This window comes from Streptomyces sp. NPDC028907 (assembly GCF_055564995.1).
Window position 1 is genome coordinate 314,209 of record NZ_JBVHVE010000001.1, and the last position, 16,287, is coordinate 330,495.

The following is a 16,287-nucleotide window of genomic DNA, read 5'->3' on the forward strand; positions in this document are numbered from 1 at the left end:
CCCTCAGTTGTCGCCCTCCCGCTCGGCCAGGAACCGCTCGAACTCCCGCCCGATCTCGTCCGCCGACGGGATGTCCACCGGCTCGGCGAGCATGTTGCCCCGGGACTCGGCACCCGCCATCGCGTCGTACTGGTGCTCAAGGCCCTCGACGAGGTTGGTGAGCTCCTCGTCGCCCTCGCGGATCTGCCGGTCGATCTCGTTCTGCGTGCGGTGGGCTTCCGTGCGCAGGGAGTGCGCGATGCCGGGCAGGACCAGCCCGGTCGCCGCGGTGACGGTCTCCAGGACGGTCAGGGCGGCGTCCGGGTAGGCGGAGCGGGCGATGTAGTGCGGGACGTGCGCGGCGACGCCCAGCACATCGTGCCCGGCCTCCATCAGCCGGTACTCGACGAGGGCCTCGGCGCTGCCGGGCACCTGCGCCTCGTCGAAGGGGCTGCTGTGGCCCGGGACGAGGTCGGTGCGGTTGCCGTGCGGGGTGACGCCGACCGGACGGGTGTGCGGGACGCCCATGGGGATGCCGTGGAAGTTCACCGAGAGGCGTACGCCGAGCCGCTCCACGATCTCCTTGACCGCCGCGGCGAAGCGCTCCCACTCCACGTCCGGCTCGGGCCCGGACAGCAGCAGGAACGGCGCCCCGGTCGCGTCCTGTACGAGCCGTACCTCTATGCCCGGCACCTCGTACCCGGCCCAGCGGTCGCGCTTGAACGTCAGCAGCGGTCGGCGGGCGCGGTAGTCCACCAGCCGGTCGTGGTCGAAGCGGGCGACGACCTGGTGGGGCAGCGAGTCCAGGAGTCCGTCGACGATCTGGTCGCCGGTCTCACCCGCGTCGATGTATCCGTCGAAGTGGTAGAGCATGACAAGACCGGCCGACTCCTGGGCGAGCGCCATGTCGACGACAGCCAGCCCCTTCGGCTCCCACGCGTACAAACCCTGCGGATCAAGCACAGTGACCGCTCCTCCTCGTGTCCGTACGTGACAACACCCTTACGGGCACGGGCATTCCCCGAGGAAAGGGTCAAGATCACGAGAACGCCACGGACAACGCCCTCGCTTTTAGGGGCGCGGGGAACGGCGCGACAAGCCCCCACCGGCCGGCACACGATAGACCACGTACAAACGCCTGAGGGACCGCACCTCGAAAGGTACGGCCCCTCAGTCACCGGCTAAGCCTCAGCGGCAGCGTTCAGCTCTGCCCACCCGCCAGCTTCTCCCGCAGCGCGGCAAGCGCCTCGTCCGAAGCCAGCGCACCGGAGTTGTCCGGACCCTCGGAGGAGTACGAACCGCCACCCGCGGCCGGAGCCGCACCCGCGGCGTCGCCACCTTCGGCGGCAGCGGCAGCGTCGGCCTCGCGGCTCTTGATGACCTGCTGCTGGTGCTGCTCGAAGCGGGTCTGCGCCTCGGCGTACTGGTGCTCCCACGCCTCGCGCTGGGTCTCGTAGCCCTCGAGCCAGTCGTTGGTCTCGGGGTCGAAGCCCTCGGGGTAGATGTAGTTGCCCTGGTCGTCGTAGGACGCGGCCATGCCGTACAGGGTCGGGTCGAACTCCACCGTGGCCGGGTCGGCACCGAAGGCCTCGTTGGCCTGCTTCAGCGAGAGGCTGATGCGGCGACGCTCGAGGTCGATGTCGATGACCTTGACGAAGATCTCGTCGTTGACCTGGACGACCTGCTCCGGGATCTCCACGTGGCGCTCGGCCAGCTCGGAGATGTGGACCAGACCCTCGATGCCCTCGTCCACGCGGACGAACGCACCGAACGGAACCAGCTTGGTGACCTTACCCGGGACGACCTGACCGATCTGGTGGGTCCGGGCGAACTGCTGCCACGGGTCTTCCTGCGTCGCCTTCAGCGACAGGGAGACACGCTCGCGGTCCATGTCGACGTCGAGGACCTCGACGGTGACTTCCTGGCCGACCTCGACAACCTCGGAGGGGTGGTCGATGTGCTTCCAGGAGAGCTCGGAGACGTGGACCAGACCGTCGACGCCACCCAGGTCCACGAAGGCACCGAAGTTGACGATCGAGGAGACGACGCCGGAACGGACCTGACCCTTCTGGAGGGTGGTGAGGAACGTCTGGCGGACCTCGGACTGGGTCTGCTCCAGCCAGGCACGGCGGGACAGGACCACGTTGTTGCGGTTCTTGTCCAGCTCGATGATCTTCGCCTCGAGCTCCTTGCCCACGTAGGGCTGAAGGTCGCGGACGCGGCGCATCTCGACCAGGGAGGCCGGAAGGAAGCCACGGAGGCCGATGTCGAGGATGAGACCACCCTTGACGACCTCGATGACGGTACCGGTGACGATCCCGTCCTCTTCCTTGATCTTCTCGATGGTGCCCCAGGCACGCTCGTACTGGGCGCGCTTCTTCGAGAGGATCAGGCGGCCTTCCTTGTCCTCCTTCTGGAGAACAAGGGCCTCGATCTCGTCACCGACGGCGACGACCTCGTTGGGGTCGACGTCGTGCTTGATCGAGAGCTCGCGGCTCGGGATAACGCCTTCGGTCTTGTAACCGATGTCGAGCAGGACCTCGTCCCGGTCGACCTTCACGATGACGCCGTCGACGATGTCGCCGTCGTTGAAGTACTTGATCGTCTCGTCGATCGCGGCGAGGAAGGCTTCCTCGTTACCGATGTCGTTGACCGCTACCTGCGGGGTGGTGGCGGTGGTCTCGGTGCTGCTCGTCATGTGGGAAAGGGCTCCGGTACGGACATTGAAGTCGTAGGTACTGCTACGCCGGGAGCCCGTATCGCTCTGAAGAAGCCGGACAGCCTAGGAAGCGCCACGGAAATCCGATGGCGCCTCGACAACCGAGGGGACATACAACAGATGCGAGCGCAGCCTGCTACGTCTGAGGTGCGCAGGCCCGCAGCGCAACTTGTAGCATACGGGGGCAGCCGGACATGGTCAATGCGCGAAGGCGCACACCCGGGGCGGAACGCCCCATACCCGGCACACAACCTGTCTTCTGAGGCCACGCAGGCCTAGGAACACCCCTCACGTGACACCACCGTGAGGGCCCGCGCCATTCAGGTGACGGAAGAGTACGACGAGGGAGCCGATCATCCAAGAGTACGAACCGGAGGCCACCCGGCGCGACGCCGATGTCGCGGAGAGTTCCCGGGCCAACCGGGGCTGGTGGGACCGCAACGCGGACGAGTACCAGATCGAGCACGGCACGTTCCTCGGCGACGACCGTTTCGTGTGGGGCCCGGAGGGCCTGGACGAGGTGGAGGCCGGGCTGCTCGGCCCGCCGGAGGAACTGAAGGGCAAGGACGTCCTGGAGATCGGCGCCGGCGCGGCACAGTGCTCGCGCTGGCTGACCGCGCAGGGGGCCCGTCCGGTCGCCCTGGACATCTCCCACCGCCAGCTCCAGCACGCCCTGCGCATCGGGAGCGCGTTCCCTCTGGTGTGCGCCGACGCCGGCGCCCTCCCCTTCGCCGACGCCTCCTTCGATCTGGCGTGCTCCGCGTACGGCGCGCTGCCGTTCGTCGCCGACCCGGTGCTGGTGCTGCGGGATGTGCGACGGGTGCTGCGCCCCGGAGGCCGTCTCGTCTTCTCCGTCACCCATCCCATCCGCTGGGCGTTCCCGGACGAACCGGGGCCGGAGGGCCTGTCCGTCTCGGCCTCCTACTTCGACCGCACGCCGTACGTCGAGCAGGACGAGGAGGGCCGCGCGGTCTACGTCGAGCATCACCGGACGATCGGCGACCGGGTGCGGGACGTCGTGGCGGCCGGGCTACGGCTGGTGGACCTGGTGGAGCCGGAGTGGCCGGCCTGGAACACCTCGGAGTGGGGCGGCTGGTCGCCGCTGCGCGGGAACCTGATCCCGGGGACGGCGATCTTCGTGTGCGTACGAGACTGAGAGCGTGATCCGTTACGACGCCTTGGACGCGCTGCCCGTACGCGGCGCCCTGCCCGGTCTGACCGCTGCCCTGGACGCGCACGGCACCGCCGTGCTCGTCGCGCCGCCCGGCACCGGCAAGACGACGCTGGTGCCGCTGGCCCTGGCGGGGCTGCTGGACGCTGGGCCTGCGCGGCGGGTCGTCGTCGCCGAACCCCGGCGGATCGCCGCCCGGGCGGCCGCGCGGCGGATGGCGTGGCTGCTGGGCGAGAAGGTCGGCGAGAGCGTCGGCTACACCGTGCGCGGGGAGCGGGTCGTCGGGCCACGCGCGCGCGTGGAGGTCGTCACGACGGGTGTGCTGCTCCAGCGGTTGCAGCGCGACCAGGAGCTCGCGGGCGTGGATGTCGTCATCCTCGACGAGTGCCACGAGCGGCATCTGGACGCGGACACGGTGGCGGCCTTCCTGTGGGACGTACGGCAGGCGCTGCGGCCGGAGCTGCGGCTGGTGGCCGCGTCGGCGACGACGGACGCCCAGGGGTGGGCGCGGCTGCTGGGTGACGCGCCCGTGGTCGAGGCCGAGGGCACCTCGCATCCCGTGGACGTGGTGTGGGCACCGCCCACGCGTCCCGTACGGCCGCCGCACGGGATGCGGGTCGATCCGGCGCTGCTGGCGCATGTGGCGTCGGTGGTGCGGCGGGCGTTGGCCGAGCGGGCGGGGGACGTGCTCTGTTTCCTGCCGGGCGTGGGCGAGATCGCGCGGGTGGCCGGGCAGCTGGGAGGTCTCGGGGACGTCGAGGTGTTGCAGGTGCACGGGCGGGCGTCGGCGGCCGTGCAGGACGCCGTGCTGGCCGGCGGGGAGCGGCGCCGGGTGGTACTGGCGACGTCCGTGGCGGAGTCTTCGCTGACGGTGCCCGGGGTGCGGGTGGTCGTCGACTCCGGGCTGGCGCGGGAGCCTCGCGTCGACCACGCGCGCGGGCTGAGCGCGCTGGCGACGGTACGGGCCTCGCAGGCGGCCGGGCGGCAGCGGGCGGGGCGGGCCGGGCGTGAGGCGCCGGGGGCGGTGTACCGGTGCTGGGCTGAGACGGAGGACGCGCGGCTGCCGCGCTTCCCGTCGCCGGAGATCAAGGTGGCCGACCTGACGGCGTTCGCGTTGCAGGCGGCGTGCTGGGGCGATCCCGACGCGTCGGGGCTGGCGCTGCTGGACGCGCCGCCGGGCGGGGCGATGGCGGCGGCGCGGAGCGTCCTGACGGCCGTCGGGGCGGTCGACTCCGACGGGCGGGCCACGGCTCGCGGCGCCGAGCTGGCCCGGCTGGGGTTGCACCCCCGGCTGGGGCGGGCGCTGCTGGACACCTCCGGTGCGGGCGGTGCCGAGGTGGTCGCGCTGCTGAGCGAGGAGGCTCCGCGGGAGTACGGCGATGACCTGGCCGCCGCGCTACGGGCGGCTCGGCGGGGCGGTGACGCGTATGCGGGCCGCTGGCGAACCGAGGTGCGGCGGCTGCGGTCGGGCGGTGAGGGCGCTCCGGCCGGTGGCGTGGACGACCGCACCGTGGGCCTGGTCGCCGCTTACGCCTTCCCCGAGCGCGTCGCCAAGGCCGACGGCGGTTCCTATCTCATGGCGTCCGGCACCCGCGCCGAACTCGCCGACGGCAGCCCTTTGCGCGGTGCCCCGTGGCTCGCCGTGGCCGTGGCGGACCGTCCGGTCGGCAAGGGGCACGCGCGCGTGCAGCTCGCCGCAGTGGTGGACGAGGACATGGCCCGCTCGGCGGCGGCCTCGCTGTACGGCGAGAGCCAGGAGGTCCACTGGGCCGACGGGGACGTCGTCGCCCGGCGGGTCGAGCGGCTCGGGGCGATCGAGCTGGCGGCGCGGCCCTTGCGGGACGCCGACCCCGTACTCGTACGCGATGCGCTCCTGGAAGGGCTGCGGCAGGAAGGGTTCGGCCTGCTGCGGTGGACTCCCGACGCCCTGGTGCTGCGCCAACGGCTCGCGTTCCTCCGTCTGCACCTCGGCGATCCCTGGCCCGAGGTGTCCGACGAGGCGCTGCACGCGCGCGTGGACGAGTGGCTGGAGCCCGAGCTGGGGCGGGCCGGGCGGCGGGCGGACCTCGGGCGGATCGACGCGGGGCAGGCGCTCTCACGGTTGTTGCCGTGGGCGTCGGGCGAGGCGGGGCGGCTCGACGAGTTGGCGCCCGAGCGTATCGCCGTGCCGAGTGGGTCCAGGATCCGGATCGACTACGGGGACCCCGAACAGCCCGTGCTCGCCGTGAAGTTGCAGGAGATGTTCGGGCTGCACGAGTCGCCGTCCGTCGCCGGGGTGCCGCTCCTCGTCCATCTGCTCTCCCCCGCCGGCCGCCCCGCCGCCGTCACCGCCGACCTCGCCTCCTTCTGGAGGGACGGCTACAAGGGCGTACGGGCCGAGCTGCGCGGGCGCTATCCGAAGCATCCCTGGCCCGAGGACCCGGCCGGTGCCGAGCCGACCCGGCACACCAACGCCCGGCTCAGGCGGTGACCGGCTCGGGCTCGCTGTCCTTCGTGGGCTCGGGACCGCCGGGGCGGCGGCCGCGTGCCTCCAGGTAGAGGGAGAGCGCCAGGAGCAGCAGGCCGAGGATCAGGAAGCCCCAGGGCAGGTACGAGGTCATCAGCAGGACCAGCGTGCGGTTGGACTTGACCAGGTCGACCGTTGAGTCGATGTAGTCCTCGCGCATCTTCACGTGGCCGGCGAACGCCGTGACCTTGTCCCGGCCGCCGAGCAGGGTGCCGCCGCGCAGCTCCTCCTTGTGGATCTCCTCGCCGTAGACGGGCGCGCCGGTGAGGGGTTCGACCCAGAACTTGCGGACGGTGGTGTACCAGCGGGTCGTGCCGGTCTCGGCGACCGACTCCGGGGTGATGCCCTCGACGGGCATGGCCTTGGGGAACCTGACCTCGGTCCACGGGATGGTCTGCTCGAAGTAGTAGACGTCGACGCCACGGAAGTTCTGCGTCCCCTTGTAGTGGATCGGGGCGGTGACGCGTGCCTGGGCGTCGAAGTACTCGTAGTCCCGTTTCTCCGTCAGGAAGGGCCACTTGAACTCGATGCCCTGTCGTTTCACCGGGTCGCCGTCGACCATCTCGCCGGTGGCGTGGACGGGTTCCTGGGTGTGGGCGTCGAAGATGTAGCGCTCGGGGATCTTGGAGACCATCTTGCCGTCGGGGCCGACGACGTAGGACAGGCCGTCCCAGACGACCACGTCCCTGCCCGCCGTCTTCTCGATCTTCTCCGACTCCTCGACGTTGCCCTTCAGGGTCTGCACGATGGTGACCTTGGGGACCTTGCGGGCCTGCATGGTGCCGTAGTCGAGGAGAGTGGCGTCCTTCGCCTCCAGGACCATGTCCTGGTACTGGTTGGCCGGGATCTTGGCCAGGCGCGGGAAGGCGTACCAGCGCAGCAGCGGGGACAGTGCCGCGAAGAACACGGCGAGGGCGAGCAGGATCAGGCCGGCCTTGCGGCGCATCTCGGCCTCCCTCCCGGACGGGCAGACGGTCTAACGGGCGGTTACGGGTGTGCGGGCACCGTCGTGAGCAGCGGCTTCGGGGAGGTCTCGCCGGCCGGTGAGCCGATCGCGGTGAGCGCCAGGACCAGGGCGAGCGCGACCACGAGACCGGTCGCGGCTGCGATCAGGGCTCGCATACGGGCCTCCCGACGGGCCGGAACTGATAGGTCGTCAGATCTGGCACCGTAGCAACGGGTGGGCGAGATGAGAACACGTCGCACATGACGACGTCGCCCCTCCGCGGAGGGGCGACGTCTTGGTCGTACGGGTGATTACGCGCTCGGACTGGTCGACGGGCTCGGCGACTCCGTCGACTCGGGCGCCGCGACCTTCAGTTCGACGGTCAGGGTCGCGCCGCCCGCGGTGTTGATGCGGAGCAGGAACGTGCCCGCGGTGTCGTCGGCGTACAGCTTCGGCAGCTTGAGCAGACCCTCGGCGTCCGTGGTCAGGCCCGTCAGGGTGCGTACGGTCTTGCCGTCGGCGTCCTTGAAGTACGGGCCCTTGTCGTTCTCGGTCGGGTCGTCCGTCGACTTGATGAGCGTGGCGGTGGCCGCGACCTTGTCCGCCACGGCACCCTTGTACGTCGCCTTCACCTCGACCTGGTCGGCGAACTCGCCGCCCGGGGCGCAGGTCAACGCGGTGTCGCTGGTGCGGACCAGGGTGTCGGCGGCGCGTTCGGTGACGGTGGCCGTGTAGTCGAGGCCGGTGATCGCCCGGCCGACGACGGTGGCGCGGACCACGAACTCACCGGTGTCCTCGCCCGCCTTCAGCGCGGGTGCCACGACCCGGCCCGCGCTGTCGGTGAGGGCGGTGGCGTACGTCTCGCCGGTGCTGAAGGTGGCGTCGGTGTCGCCGGTGATGGTGAAGCGGACCCGGACCTTGGCGACGGCCTTGCCGGCCTCGGTCTCGGCGCGGGTGCTGATCCTCTCGGTGAAGGTGTCGCCCGCCATCGCCGTGAGCTTCGCGGTGTCCGCGTCCTCCAGGTGGTGCACGGTGTCGGTGGGGGTGGGCGGCGTGGTGCTGGGCGGCGGGGTCGTGCCCGGCGGATTGGGCTTGGGGCTGCTGGAGCCGCCGCCGTTGTCGCCGGGCCGGGGGCTGTTCGGCGTCGTCGGCGTGGCGGGCTTGGGGGGCGTGGTGGGCGTGGTGGGCGTGACGGGAGTCGTCGGCGTCGGGCTCGCGCCCGCCGAGTCGTCGCTGCGGTCGGACGGCAGGGTGCCGGTGCCGTCCGGGATCTCGTGGGTGCCCTTGCGGTAGTACTCCAGCCACCTCATGACGAGGTTCAGGTAGTCCTGCGAGTTGTTGTAGCTGAGGATCGCGCGGTCGAGGTCGCCCTGGGTGGACAGGTCCCAGCCGAAGCGGCACAGATAGTGGCCGGCGGCGAGCGCGGCGTCGTAGACGTTGTTCGGGTCCCTCTTGCCGTCGCCGTTGCCGTCGCGGCCGGCCCACTCCCAGGTGGACGGGATGAACTGCATGGGGCCGACGGCACGGTCGTAGGCGCTGTCCCCGTCGTAGGCGCCGTTGTCGGTGTCGCTGATGTTCGCGAAGCCGTTGCCGTTGAGCTGCGGGCCGAGGATCCGGGAGATGGTGGTGCCGTTCGCGTCGACGCGGCCGCCGCGGGCCTGGCCCGACTCGACCTTGCCGATGGCGGCGAGGAGCTGCCACGGCAGGTTGCAGCCGGGCTTGGCCTCCCGGAGCGCGGCCTCAGCCTTCTTGTAGGCGTCGAGGACGGTCGCGGGTATGCCCGCCTCGCTGGTACCCGGGGTGACGGGAGTGTCCGCGGACGGCGACGGGTTGGGGCTGTTGAGCGGCGGCAGGTCCGTGTAGTACGGCGAGTTGCCGGTCGCGCTGCCCTCGGCGGCCGTGTCCGGTGAGGGCTGGGTTCCGGTGGCGACCCGTCTGCCGGCGTCGTCGGTCGTCACTCCCGGAGCCTGGGACGCGGCCAGCGCCGCCACCGCGACCGCGGCCACGGTGGTGTTCACCGCTCCCTTGCGCAGCCTGCCGAATTGCGCCGCCATGAAATGGACCCCTCCTGCGGACGCCCGGGCGCCCGACGCTGTCTGCCGGGCTCGCCGTGCCGAGCCCGCCCCTGTTGTGACGATCGACTCGCCGCGACAGTTGCCCTCGCGGCGCGATTTCTGTCGCTGTTCACTTGTTCGACCGGACTCCCGGCACGGTGACCCAGGCGACCCTACGACAACTTCCTTTGCGGGGGCACCCGTTGGTGCCCGATTTTTACCGGTTGGCCATATATGGTTCCGCCGCCGGAGCGGCCGGGCGGCGTCCCGCATACTGACCTCTCCGACAACCCGGGCCGACCGGCCCGTCAACGCCCCGCACAAGGAGCCCCGTTGCCGTTCACGCTCAGCCACGCCGCGGCCGTACTGCCCGCCGTACGCACCGACGGAACCGGTCGGGGCGCGCTCGTACCGGCCGTACTGGTGGCGGGATCCTTCTCTCCCGACATGACCTATTACGTGGCGAGTGTCCTGCCGGAGGCGATGGAGTTCGGCGATGTCACGCACTCGTTCCCGGGTGTGTTCACGGTCGACGTGGTGGTCGCCTGGGCGCTGGTGGGCCTGTGGCTGCTGCTGCGTGAGCCACTGGTGGCCCTTCTGCCGCTCCGTCGACAGGGCCGGCCGGCCACGCTGTTGCGCTGCGGGGCGCCACGCGCGCGTGTACGGCCGTCGCTGGTGGCGCGCTGGTACGTGTCGGCCGCGCTCGGGGCGCTGACCCATGTCGTGTGGGACGCGTTCACCCACCTCGACCGCTGGGGGATGCGGCTGTTTCCGGTCCTGGGCGAGGAGATCGCGGGGTCGCCGCTGTACTGGTACCTCCAGTACGGCGGTTCGGCGATCGCGGCGGTCGTCATCGCCGCGTTCTTGGTCGTGGCGCTACGCCGGTCCCCTGCCGCCGCACCGGTCGGGGTGCCCGTGCTCTCGGTACGCGACCGGTGGCTGGCGGGCGCGGTGATCGGCGGGTTGGCCGCGGTGGCGGCGGTGCAGCGGGCGTCGCGCTGGTGGGACTACTGGGGGTCGACCGCGAAGTACTGGGAGCTGATCCCGACGCTGTGCTTCGGGGCGGGCGCGGGGCTCGTGCTGGGGCTGCTGCTGTATGCCGTGGGGGTCAGGGTGTGGCGTCCGGTGCCGGTGCCTGACAGTGCGGGTTCGGATGAGGCCGGAGCCCTCCGGGGCGGGACCGTGGAAGCAGGGTGAGAGCGAGGGAGGCGTAGCCGCGGGCGAGCTCGGACCACCCCTGTGTCCGGTGAGCGAGCCGGGTGCGGAGCGTTGTCGCCGTCTGCCGCCACGCGGTCATCAGGTCGACCGGGATGCGGGCGGTGCTTGCGTCGGTGGCCACGGGCGGCTGCGCCTGGTTCGGCGGATGGTCGGCGGTCGCTTGCGCCGGTGCCGGGGCCGGCCGGCGGTGGAGCGTGCGTATACCCATGTCGGCATCCTTACGGGTGCCGGGTGGGTGGGGCGTCTTTGCGGGGGCCGCGTGGGTGACGGGTCCCTCCGGGGGTTGGGCCGGGGTCCTCGCGTTGTGGCTGGCTGGGATGGTTCGGCGGGTGGGGTGGGGGTGGGTGCCTGAGCGTCTAGGTGGTCGCGGTCGCCTTGGGGGTGCCGGTGGTATGTGGCTGGTCGCGCAGTTCCCCGCGCCCCTTGAGGGCGCTGCAGGGCCTCCCCGCAGATGCACAGGATGCCGGGGGCGGGTGGGTACCCGACCCCGGCATCCATGTGCGTCCGGAGGCTAGTGGGCCGCCGATTCCCAGTCCGGGCCCGCGCCTACCGAGACGCCCAGGGGGACGTTGAGGTGGACGGCGTTGGACATCTCACGGCGGACCAGTTCCTCCGCGGCCTCCCGCTCGTCCGGGGCGATCTCCAGGACGATTTCGTCGTGGACCTGGAGGAGCATGCGGGAGGTGAGGTTCTCCTCGCGCAGGGCCCGGTCCACGTTGAGCATGGCGATCTTGACGATGTCCGCCGCCGTGCCCTGGATGGGGGCGTTGAGGGCCATGCGCTCGGCGGCCTCGCGACGCTGGCGGTTGTCGCTGTTGAGGTCGGGGAGGTAGCGGCGGCGGCCGAAGAGGGTCGCCGTGTAGCCCGTCGCCCGGGCCTCGTCGACCGCGCGGCGCAGATAGTCGCGGACGCCGCCGAAGCGCTCGAAGTAGGCGTCCATCAGGGCGCGGGCCTCCCCCGCGTCGATGTTCAGCTGCTGGGAGAGGCCGAAGGCCGACAGCCCGTACGCCAGGCCGTACGACATCGCCTTGATCTTGCGGCGCATCTCCGCGTCCACCGCGGTGGGCTCGACGGCGAAGACCTGGGAGGCGGCGGTGGTGTGCAGGTCCTCGCCCGACGTGAAGGCCTCGATCAGGCCCTCGTCCTCGGAGAGGTGGGCCATGACGCGCAGCTCGATCTGGCTGTAGTCAGCGGTCATGAGGGACTCGAAGCCCTCGCCGACCACGAAGCCCCGGCGGATCGCGCGGCCCTCGTCGGTGCGGACCGGGATGTTCTGGAGGTTCGGGTCGGTCGAGGAGAGGCGGCCGGTCGCGGCGACCGTCTGGTTGAAGGTCGTGTGGATACGGCCGTCCGCGGCGATCGTCTTGATCAGGCCCTCGACGGTGACGCGGAGCTTGGCCTGCTCGCGGTGGCGGAGCATGATGACCGGCAGTTCGTTGTCCGTCTGGGTGGCGAGCCAGGCCAGGGCGTCGGCGTCCGTGGTGTAGCCGGTCTTGGTCTTCTTCGTCTTGGGCAGGGCGAGTTCGCCGAAGAGGACCTCCTGGAGCTGCTTGGGCGAGCCAAGGTTGAACTCGTGCCCGGCCGCGGCGTGCGCCTCCTTCACCGCCTGCTGGACGGCGCCCGCGAACATCTGCTCCATGGCCTCCAGATGGGCCCGGTCGGCCGCGATGCCGTGCCGCTCCATCCGGGCCAGCAGGGCGGAGGTCGGCAGCTCCATGTCGCGGAGCAGATCCGCGGCGCCGACCTCTTCGAGACGGCTCTCGAAGGCCTCGCCCAGGTCGAGGACCGCGCGGGCCTGGATCATCAGCGCCTCGGCCTCGGCACCGTCGTCCGCGCCGAACGCCAGCTGGCCGTCGGCCGCGGCGGCGGGGGCCAGCTCGCGGTGCAGGTACTCCAGGGACAGCGCGTCCAGGTCGAAGGAGCGGCGGCCCGGCTTGACCAGGTAGGCGGCGAGCGCGGTGTCCATGCGCACGCCCGCGATGGTCCAGCCGTGCTCGGCGAAGACGCGCATCGCGCCCTTGGCGTTGTGGAAGACCTTGGGCTTGTCGGCGTCGGCCAGCCAGGCCGCGAAGGCCTTCTCGTCGGCCTCGTCCAGCTGCGACGGGTCGAACCAGCCGGCCGTGCCGTCGGCGGACGCGAGGGCGATCTCGGCGACCGAGCCGGTGCCCAGCGCCCAGGTGTCGACGGCGGCCACGCCGAGCAGCCCACCGCCGTGCTCGGCGAGCCAGGGGGCCAGCTCGCCGGTGCCGAGGACCGAGCCGTCGATCTCCACGCCGTCGGTCGCGATCGGGGTGACCTCGGCCTCCTCGGCTCCGGGGTCGACACCGAAGAGCCGCTCGCGCAGCGAGGGGTTACGGATCTCCAGGGTGTCCAGGATCATCGCGACGGCCTTGCGGTCGTACGGCACACGCGCGACGTCGGCGACGGTCTTGGGCAGCTCGACCTGGCGCTCCAGCTCGGTCAGCCGGCGGTTGAGCTTGACGGACTCCAGGTGGTCGCGGAGGTTCTGCCCGGCCTTGCCCTTGACCTCCTCGACGCGCTCGACCAGCTCGGCGAAGGAGCCGAACTGGTTGATCCACTTCGCGGCCGTCTTCTCGCCGACGCCCGGGATGCCCGGCAGGTTGTCGGACGGGTCGCCGCGCAGGGCGGCGAAGTCGGGGTACTGGGCGGGCGTGAGGCCGTACTTCTCGAAGACCTTCTCCGGGGTGAAGCGGGTCAGCTCGGAGACGCCCTTGGTGGGGTACAGCACCGTGGTGTGCTCGCTGACCAGCTGGAAGGAGTCCCGGTCGCCGGTGACGATCAGCACCTCGAAGCCTTCGGCCTCGGCCTGGGTGGCGAGCGTGGCGATCACGTCGTCGGCCTCGAAGCCGTCGACCGCGAACCGCGAGACGTGCATGGCGTCGAGCAGCTCGCCGATCAGCTCGACCTGGCCCTTGAACTCGTCCGGGGTCTTGGAGCGGTTCGCCTTGTACTCGGTGAACTCCGCCGAGCGCCAGGTCTTGCGGGACACGTCGAAGGCCACCGCGAAGTGCGTGGGCGCCTCGTCGCGCAGCGTGTTCGCCAGCATCGACGCGAAGCCGTAGATCGCGTTCGTCGGCTGGCCCGTCGCGGTCGTGAAGTTCTCCGCGGGCAGCGCGAAGAACGCGCGGTAGGCCAGCGAGTGCCCGTCCATGAGCATCAGGCGCGGCCGGCTGCCGCCGGGGGTGTTGTCGGTCTGCTTCGCTGCTGTCTCTGCCACGTCCCCGATCCTGCCACGCCCCACTGACAGTCGGTCCCCCTGCGCACTCCCTCCCCCGGCCCCCCGCCCCCGTTGTCGGTCCCGCGTGCGAGGATCGGAGATGTACCTCACACGTGTACACAAAGGAGAGTGCGCGATGGCCACGAAGCCGCCCAAGGGTGATCCGGTCCAGGACGCGCCCCAGGTAGCGGAGCCGCAGCACGCTGCGGCGGGGCTGCCGGCCATCGGGCACACCCTGCGCATCGCCCGGCAGCAGATGGGCGTGAAGCGGACGATGCTGACGCTGCTGAGCGTCAACCAGAAGAACGGCTTCGACTGCCCGGGCTGCGCCTGGCCGGAGCCGGACCACCGGCACAAGGCGGAGTTCTGTGAGAACGGCGCGAAGGCGGTGGCCGAGGAGGCCACCCTGCGCCGGGTCACCCCGGAGTTCTTCGCCGCGCACTCCGTCGCCGATCTCGCGACGCGGAGCGGCTACTGGTTGGGACAGCAGGGGCGGCTCACCCACCCGGTGTTCCTCCCCGAAGGGGGCACGCACTACGAGCCGGTGAGCTGGGAGCGCGCCTTCGACATCATCGGTGAGGAGATCGCCGCCTGCGACTCCCCCGACGAGTCCGTCTTCTACACCTCGGGCCGCACCAGCAACGAGGCCGCGTTCCTCTACCAGCTCTTCGCGCGCGAGCTCGGCACCAACAACCTGCCGGACTGCTCGAACATGTGCCACGAGTCCTCGGGCTCGGCGCTCTCCGAGACCATCGGCGTCGGCAAGGGCAGCGTCCTGCTGGAGGACCTCTACAAGGCCGACCTGATCATCGTCGCCGGTCAGAACCCTGGCACGAACCACCCACGCATGCTCTCCGCGCTGGAGAAGGCCAAGGCGGGCGGCGCGAAGATCATCAGCGTCAACCCGCTGCCCGAGGCCGGCCTGGAGCGGTTCAAGAACCCGCAGACCCCGCAGGGCATGCTCAAGGGCGCCGCGCTGACCGATCTGTTCCTCCAGATCCGCATCGGCGGCGACCAGGCCCTCTTCCGTCTCCTCAACAAGCTGATCGTCGAGACCGAGGGCGCCGTGGACGAGGAGTTCGTCCGCGACCACACCCACGGCTACGAGGAGTTCGCCGAGGCCGCCCGCACGGCCGACTGGGACGAGACGCTGACGGCGACGGGCCTCACGCGCGCGGACATCGAGCAGGCCATGGAGATGGTCCTGGCCTCGCGGCGCACCATCGTCTGCTGGGCCATGGGCCTCACCCAGCACAAGCACTCCGTGCCGACCATCCGCGAGGTCGTCAACTTCCTTCTGCTGCGCGGCAACATCGGCCGCCCGGGCGCGGGCGTGTGCCCGGTGCGCGGTCACTCGAACGTGCAGGGCGACCGCACGATGGGCATCTTCGAGCGGCCCGCCCCGGCGTTCCTGGACGCCCTGGAGAAGGAGTTCGGCTTCGCGCCCCCGCGTGAGCACGGCTACGACGTCGTACGGGCCATCCGCGCGCTGCGCGACGGCGAGGCGAAGGTCTTCTTCGCGATGGGCGGCAACTTCGTCTCCGCGACACCGGACACGGACGTCACCGAGGCGGCGATGCGGCGCGCCCGACTGACCGTGCACGTGTCGACGAAGCTCAACCGCAGCCACGCCGTCACCGGCGCCCGCGCGCTGATCCTGCCCACCCTCGGCCGCACCGAGCGCGATCTCCAGGGCAGCGGCGAGCAGTTCGTGACCGTCGAGGACTCCATGGGCATGGTGCACGCCTCCCGGGGCCGCCTGGAGCCCGCGAGCGCGCATCTGCTGTCGGAGCCGGCCATCGTCTGCCGCCTGGCACGCCGCGTGCTGGGCGAGGACAGCCGCACGCCCTGGGAGGAGTTCGAGAAGGACTACGCCACGATCCGGGACCGTATCGCCCGGGTGATCCCCGGCTTCGAGGACTTCAACGCGCGCGTGGCCCGCCCCGGCGGCTTCACGCTCCCGCACGCCCCGCGCGACGAGCGCCGCTTCCCGACGGCGACCGGCAAGGCCAACTTCACGGCGGCACCGGTCGAGTACCCGTCCGTGCCCGAGGGACGGCTGCTGCTGCAGACCCTGCGCTCGCACGACCAGTACAACACCACGATCTACGGCCTCGACGACCGCTACCGGGGGATCAGGAACGGCCGCCGGGTCGTCATGATCAACCCGGCGGACGCGCAGCGGCTGGACATCGCGGACGGGTCGTACGTCGACCTGGTGAGCGAGTGGAAGGACGGCGTCGAGCGGAGAGCGCCCGGCTTCCGGGTCGTGCACTATCCGACGGCCCGCGGCTGCGCGGCCGCCTACTACCCGGAGACCAACGTCCTCGTCCCACTGGACGCCACCGCGGACACCAGCAACACCCCGGCCAGCAAGTCCGTCGTCGTACGTCTGGAACAATCGGCGACCGACTGAGCGTTTGCTCAGTCGACGTCATCCCGCCGATCACGTCCCC

At 71.1% G+C, this 16,287-nt stretch carries 10 protein-coding genes; 4 read left to right on the top strand and 6 right to left on the bottom strand.

Features of this window, described 5'->3' with window-relative positions; translation table 11 throughout:
- Positions 1 to 3 precede the first annotated feature (3 nt).
- Positions 4 to 942 carry a PAC2 family protein gene (locus ACZ4UU_RS01480; RefSeq protein WP_468035882.1) on the bottom strand — a complete coding sequence of 313 codons (939 nt, stop codon included), beginning with the start codon at positions 940 to 942 and terminating at the stop codon, positions 4 to 6.
- Between the two features lie 238 nt (positions 943 to 1,180).
- Positions 1,181 to 2,677 (bottom strand): 30S ribosomal protein S1, encoded by a 1,497-nt coding sequence (rpsA, locus tag ACZ4UU_RS01485; RefSeq protein ID WP_468035883.1) that lies wholly within the window; start codon positions 2,675 to 2,677, stop codon positions 1,181 to 1,183.
- A gap of 373 nt (positions 2,678 to 3,050) precedes the next feature.
- Here rpsA and ACZ4UU_RS01490 point away from each other — a divergent pair, with 373 nt between their 5' ends.
- Both ACZ4UU_RS01490 and hrpB read left to right on the top strand, forming a co-directional pair.
- Positions 3,051 to 3,854, top strand: coding sequence for a class I SAM-dependent methyltransferase (locus ACZ4UU_RS01490; RefSeq protein ID WP_468036392.1), 804 nt, complete (start codon positions 3,051 to 3,053; stop codon positions 3,852 to 3,854).
- 4 nt (positions 3,855 to 3,858) lie between these two features.
- Complete coding sequence (hrpB, locus tag ACZ4UU_RS01495) at positions 3,859 to 6,339, top strand: ATP-dependent helicase HrpB (protein WP_468035884.1); 2,481 nt, start codon at positions 3,859 to 3,861, stop codon at positions 6,337 to 6,339.
- On the opposite strand, the gene pgfA is transcribed toward hrpB, so the two are convergent.
- The 3 genes from pgfA to ACZ4UU_RS01510 form a co-directional block, all read right to left on the bottom strand.
- The gene (pgfA, locus tag ACZ4UU_RS01500; protein WP_468035885.1) at positions 6,329 to 7,321 is read right to left on the bottom strand and encodes a cell envelope lipid trafficking protein PgfA; all 993 of its coding nucleotides are present in this window, start codon (positions 7,319 to 7,321) and stop codon (positions 6,329 to 6,331) included. The two genes, hrpB and pgfA, sit on opposite strands and share 11 nt — an antisense overlap.
- Before the next feature lie 41 nt (positions 7,322 to 7,362).
- Positions 7,363 to 7,497: an SPW_0924 family protein gene (locus ACZ4UU_RS01505; RefSeq protein WP_468035886.1), complete on the bottom strand. Its 135-nt coding sequence runs from the start codon at positions 7,495 to 7,497 to the stop codon at positions 7,363 to 7,365.
- 135 nt (positions 7,498 to 7,632) lie between these two features.
- Positions 7,633 to 9,375, bottom strand: coding sequence for a lytic transglycosylase domain-containing protein (locus ACZ4UU_RS01510; protein ID WP_468035887.1), 1,743 nt, complete (start codon positions 9,373 to 9,375; stop codon positions 7,633 to 7,635).
- A gap of 333 nt (positions 9,376 to 9,708) precedes the next feature.
- On the opposite strand from ACZ4UU_RS01510, the gene ACZ4UU_RS01515 reads away from it, so the two are divergent.
- The gene (locus ACZ4UU_RS01515; RefSeq protein ID WP_468035888.1) at positions 9,709 to 10,572 is read left to right on the top strand and encodes a DUF4184 family protein; all 864 of its coding nucleotides are present in this window, start codon (positions 9,709 to 9,711) and stop codon (positions 10,570 to 10,572) included.
- Between the two features lie 532 nt (positions 10,573 to 11,104).
- Here the strand turns inward: ACZ4UU_RS01515 and polA are convergent.
- Complete coding sequence (gene polA / locus ACZ4UU_RS01520; protein WP_468035889.1) at positions 11,105 to 13,831, bottom strand: DNA polymerase I; 2,727 nt, start codon at positions 13,829 to 13,831, stop codon at positions 11,105 to 11,107.
- Positions 13,832 to 13,967: 136 nt separating this feature from the next.
- Between polA and ACZ4UU_RS01525 the strand changes: the two genes are divergently transcribed.
- Positions 13,968 to 16,247, top strand: coding sequence for an FdhF/YdeP family oxidoreductase (locus ACZ4UU_RS01525; RefSeq protein ID WP_468035890.1), 2,280 nt, complete (start codon positions 13,968 to 13,970; stop codon positions 16,245 to 16,247).
- Positions 16,248 to 16,287: the final 40 nt, after the last annotated feature.

Bases quoted from the DNA above. Each gene is read 5' to 3' on its own strand.
- rpsA (WP_468035883.1), bottom strand. From the start codon at position 2,677: ATGACGAGCAGCACCGAGACCACCGCCACCACCCCGCAGGTAGCGGTC.
- pgfA (WP_468035885.1), bottom strand. From the start codon at position 7,321: ATGCGCCGCAAGGCCGGCCTGATCCTGCTCGCCCTCGCCGTGTTCTTC.
- ACZ4UU_RS01505 (WP_468035886.1), bottom strand. From the start codon at position 7,497: ATGCGAGCCCTGATCGCAGCCGCGACCGGTCTCGTGGTCGCGCTCGCC.
- ACZ4UU_RS01510 (WP_468035887.1), bottom strand. From the start codon at position 9,375: ATGGCGGCGCAATTCGGCAGGCTGCGCAAGGGAGCGGTGAACACCACC.
- ACZ4UU_RS01525 (WP_468035890.1), top strand. From the start codon at position 13,968: ATGGCCACGAAGCCGCCCAAGGGTGATCCGGTCCAGGACGCGCCCCAG.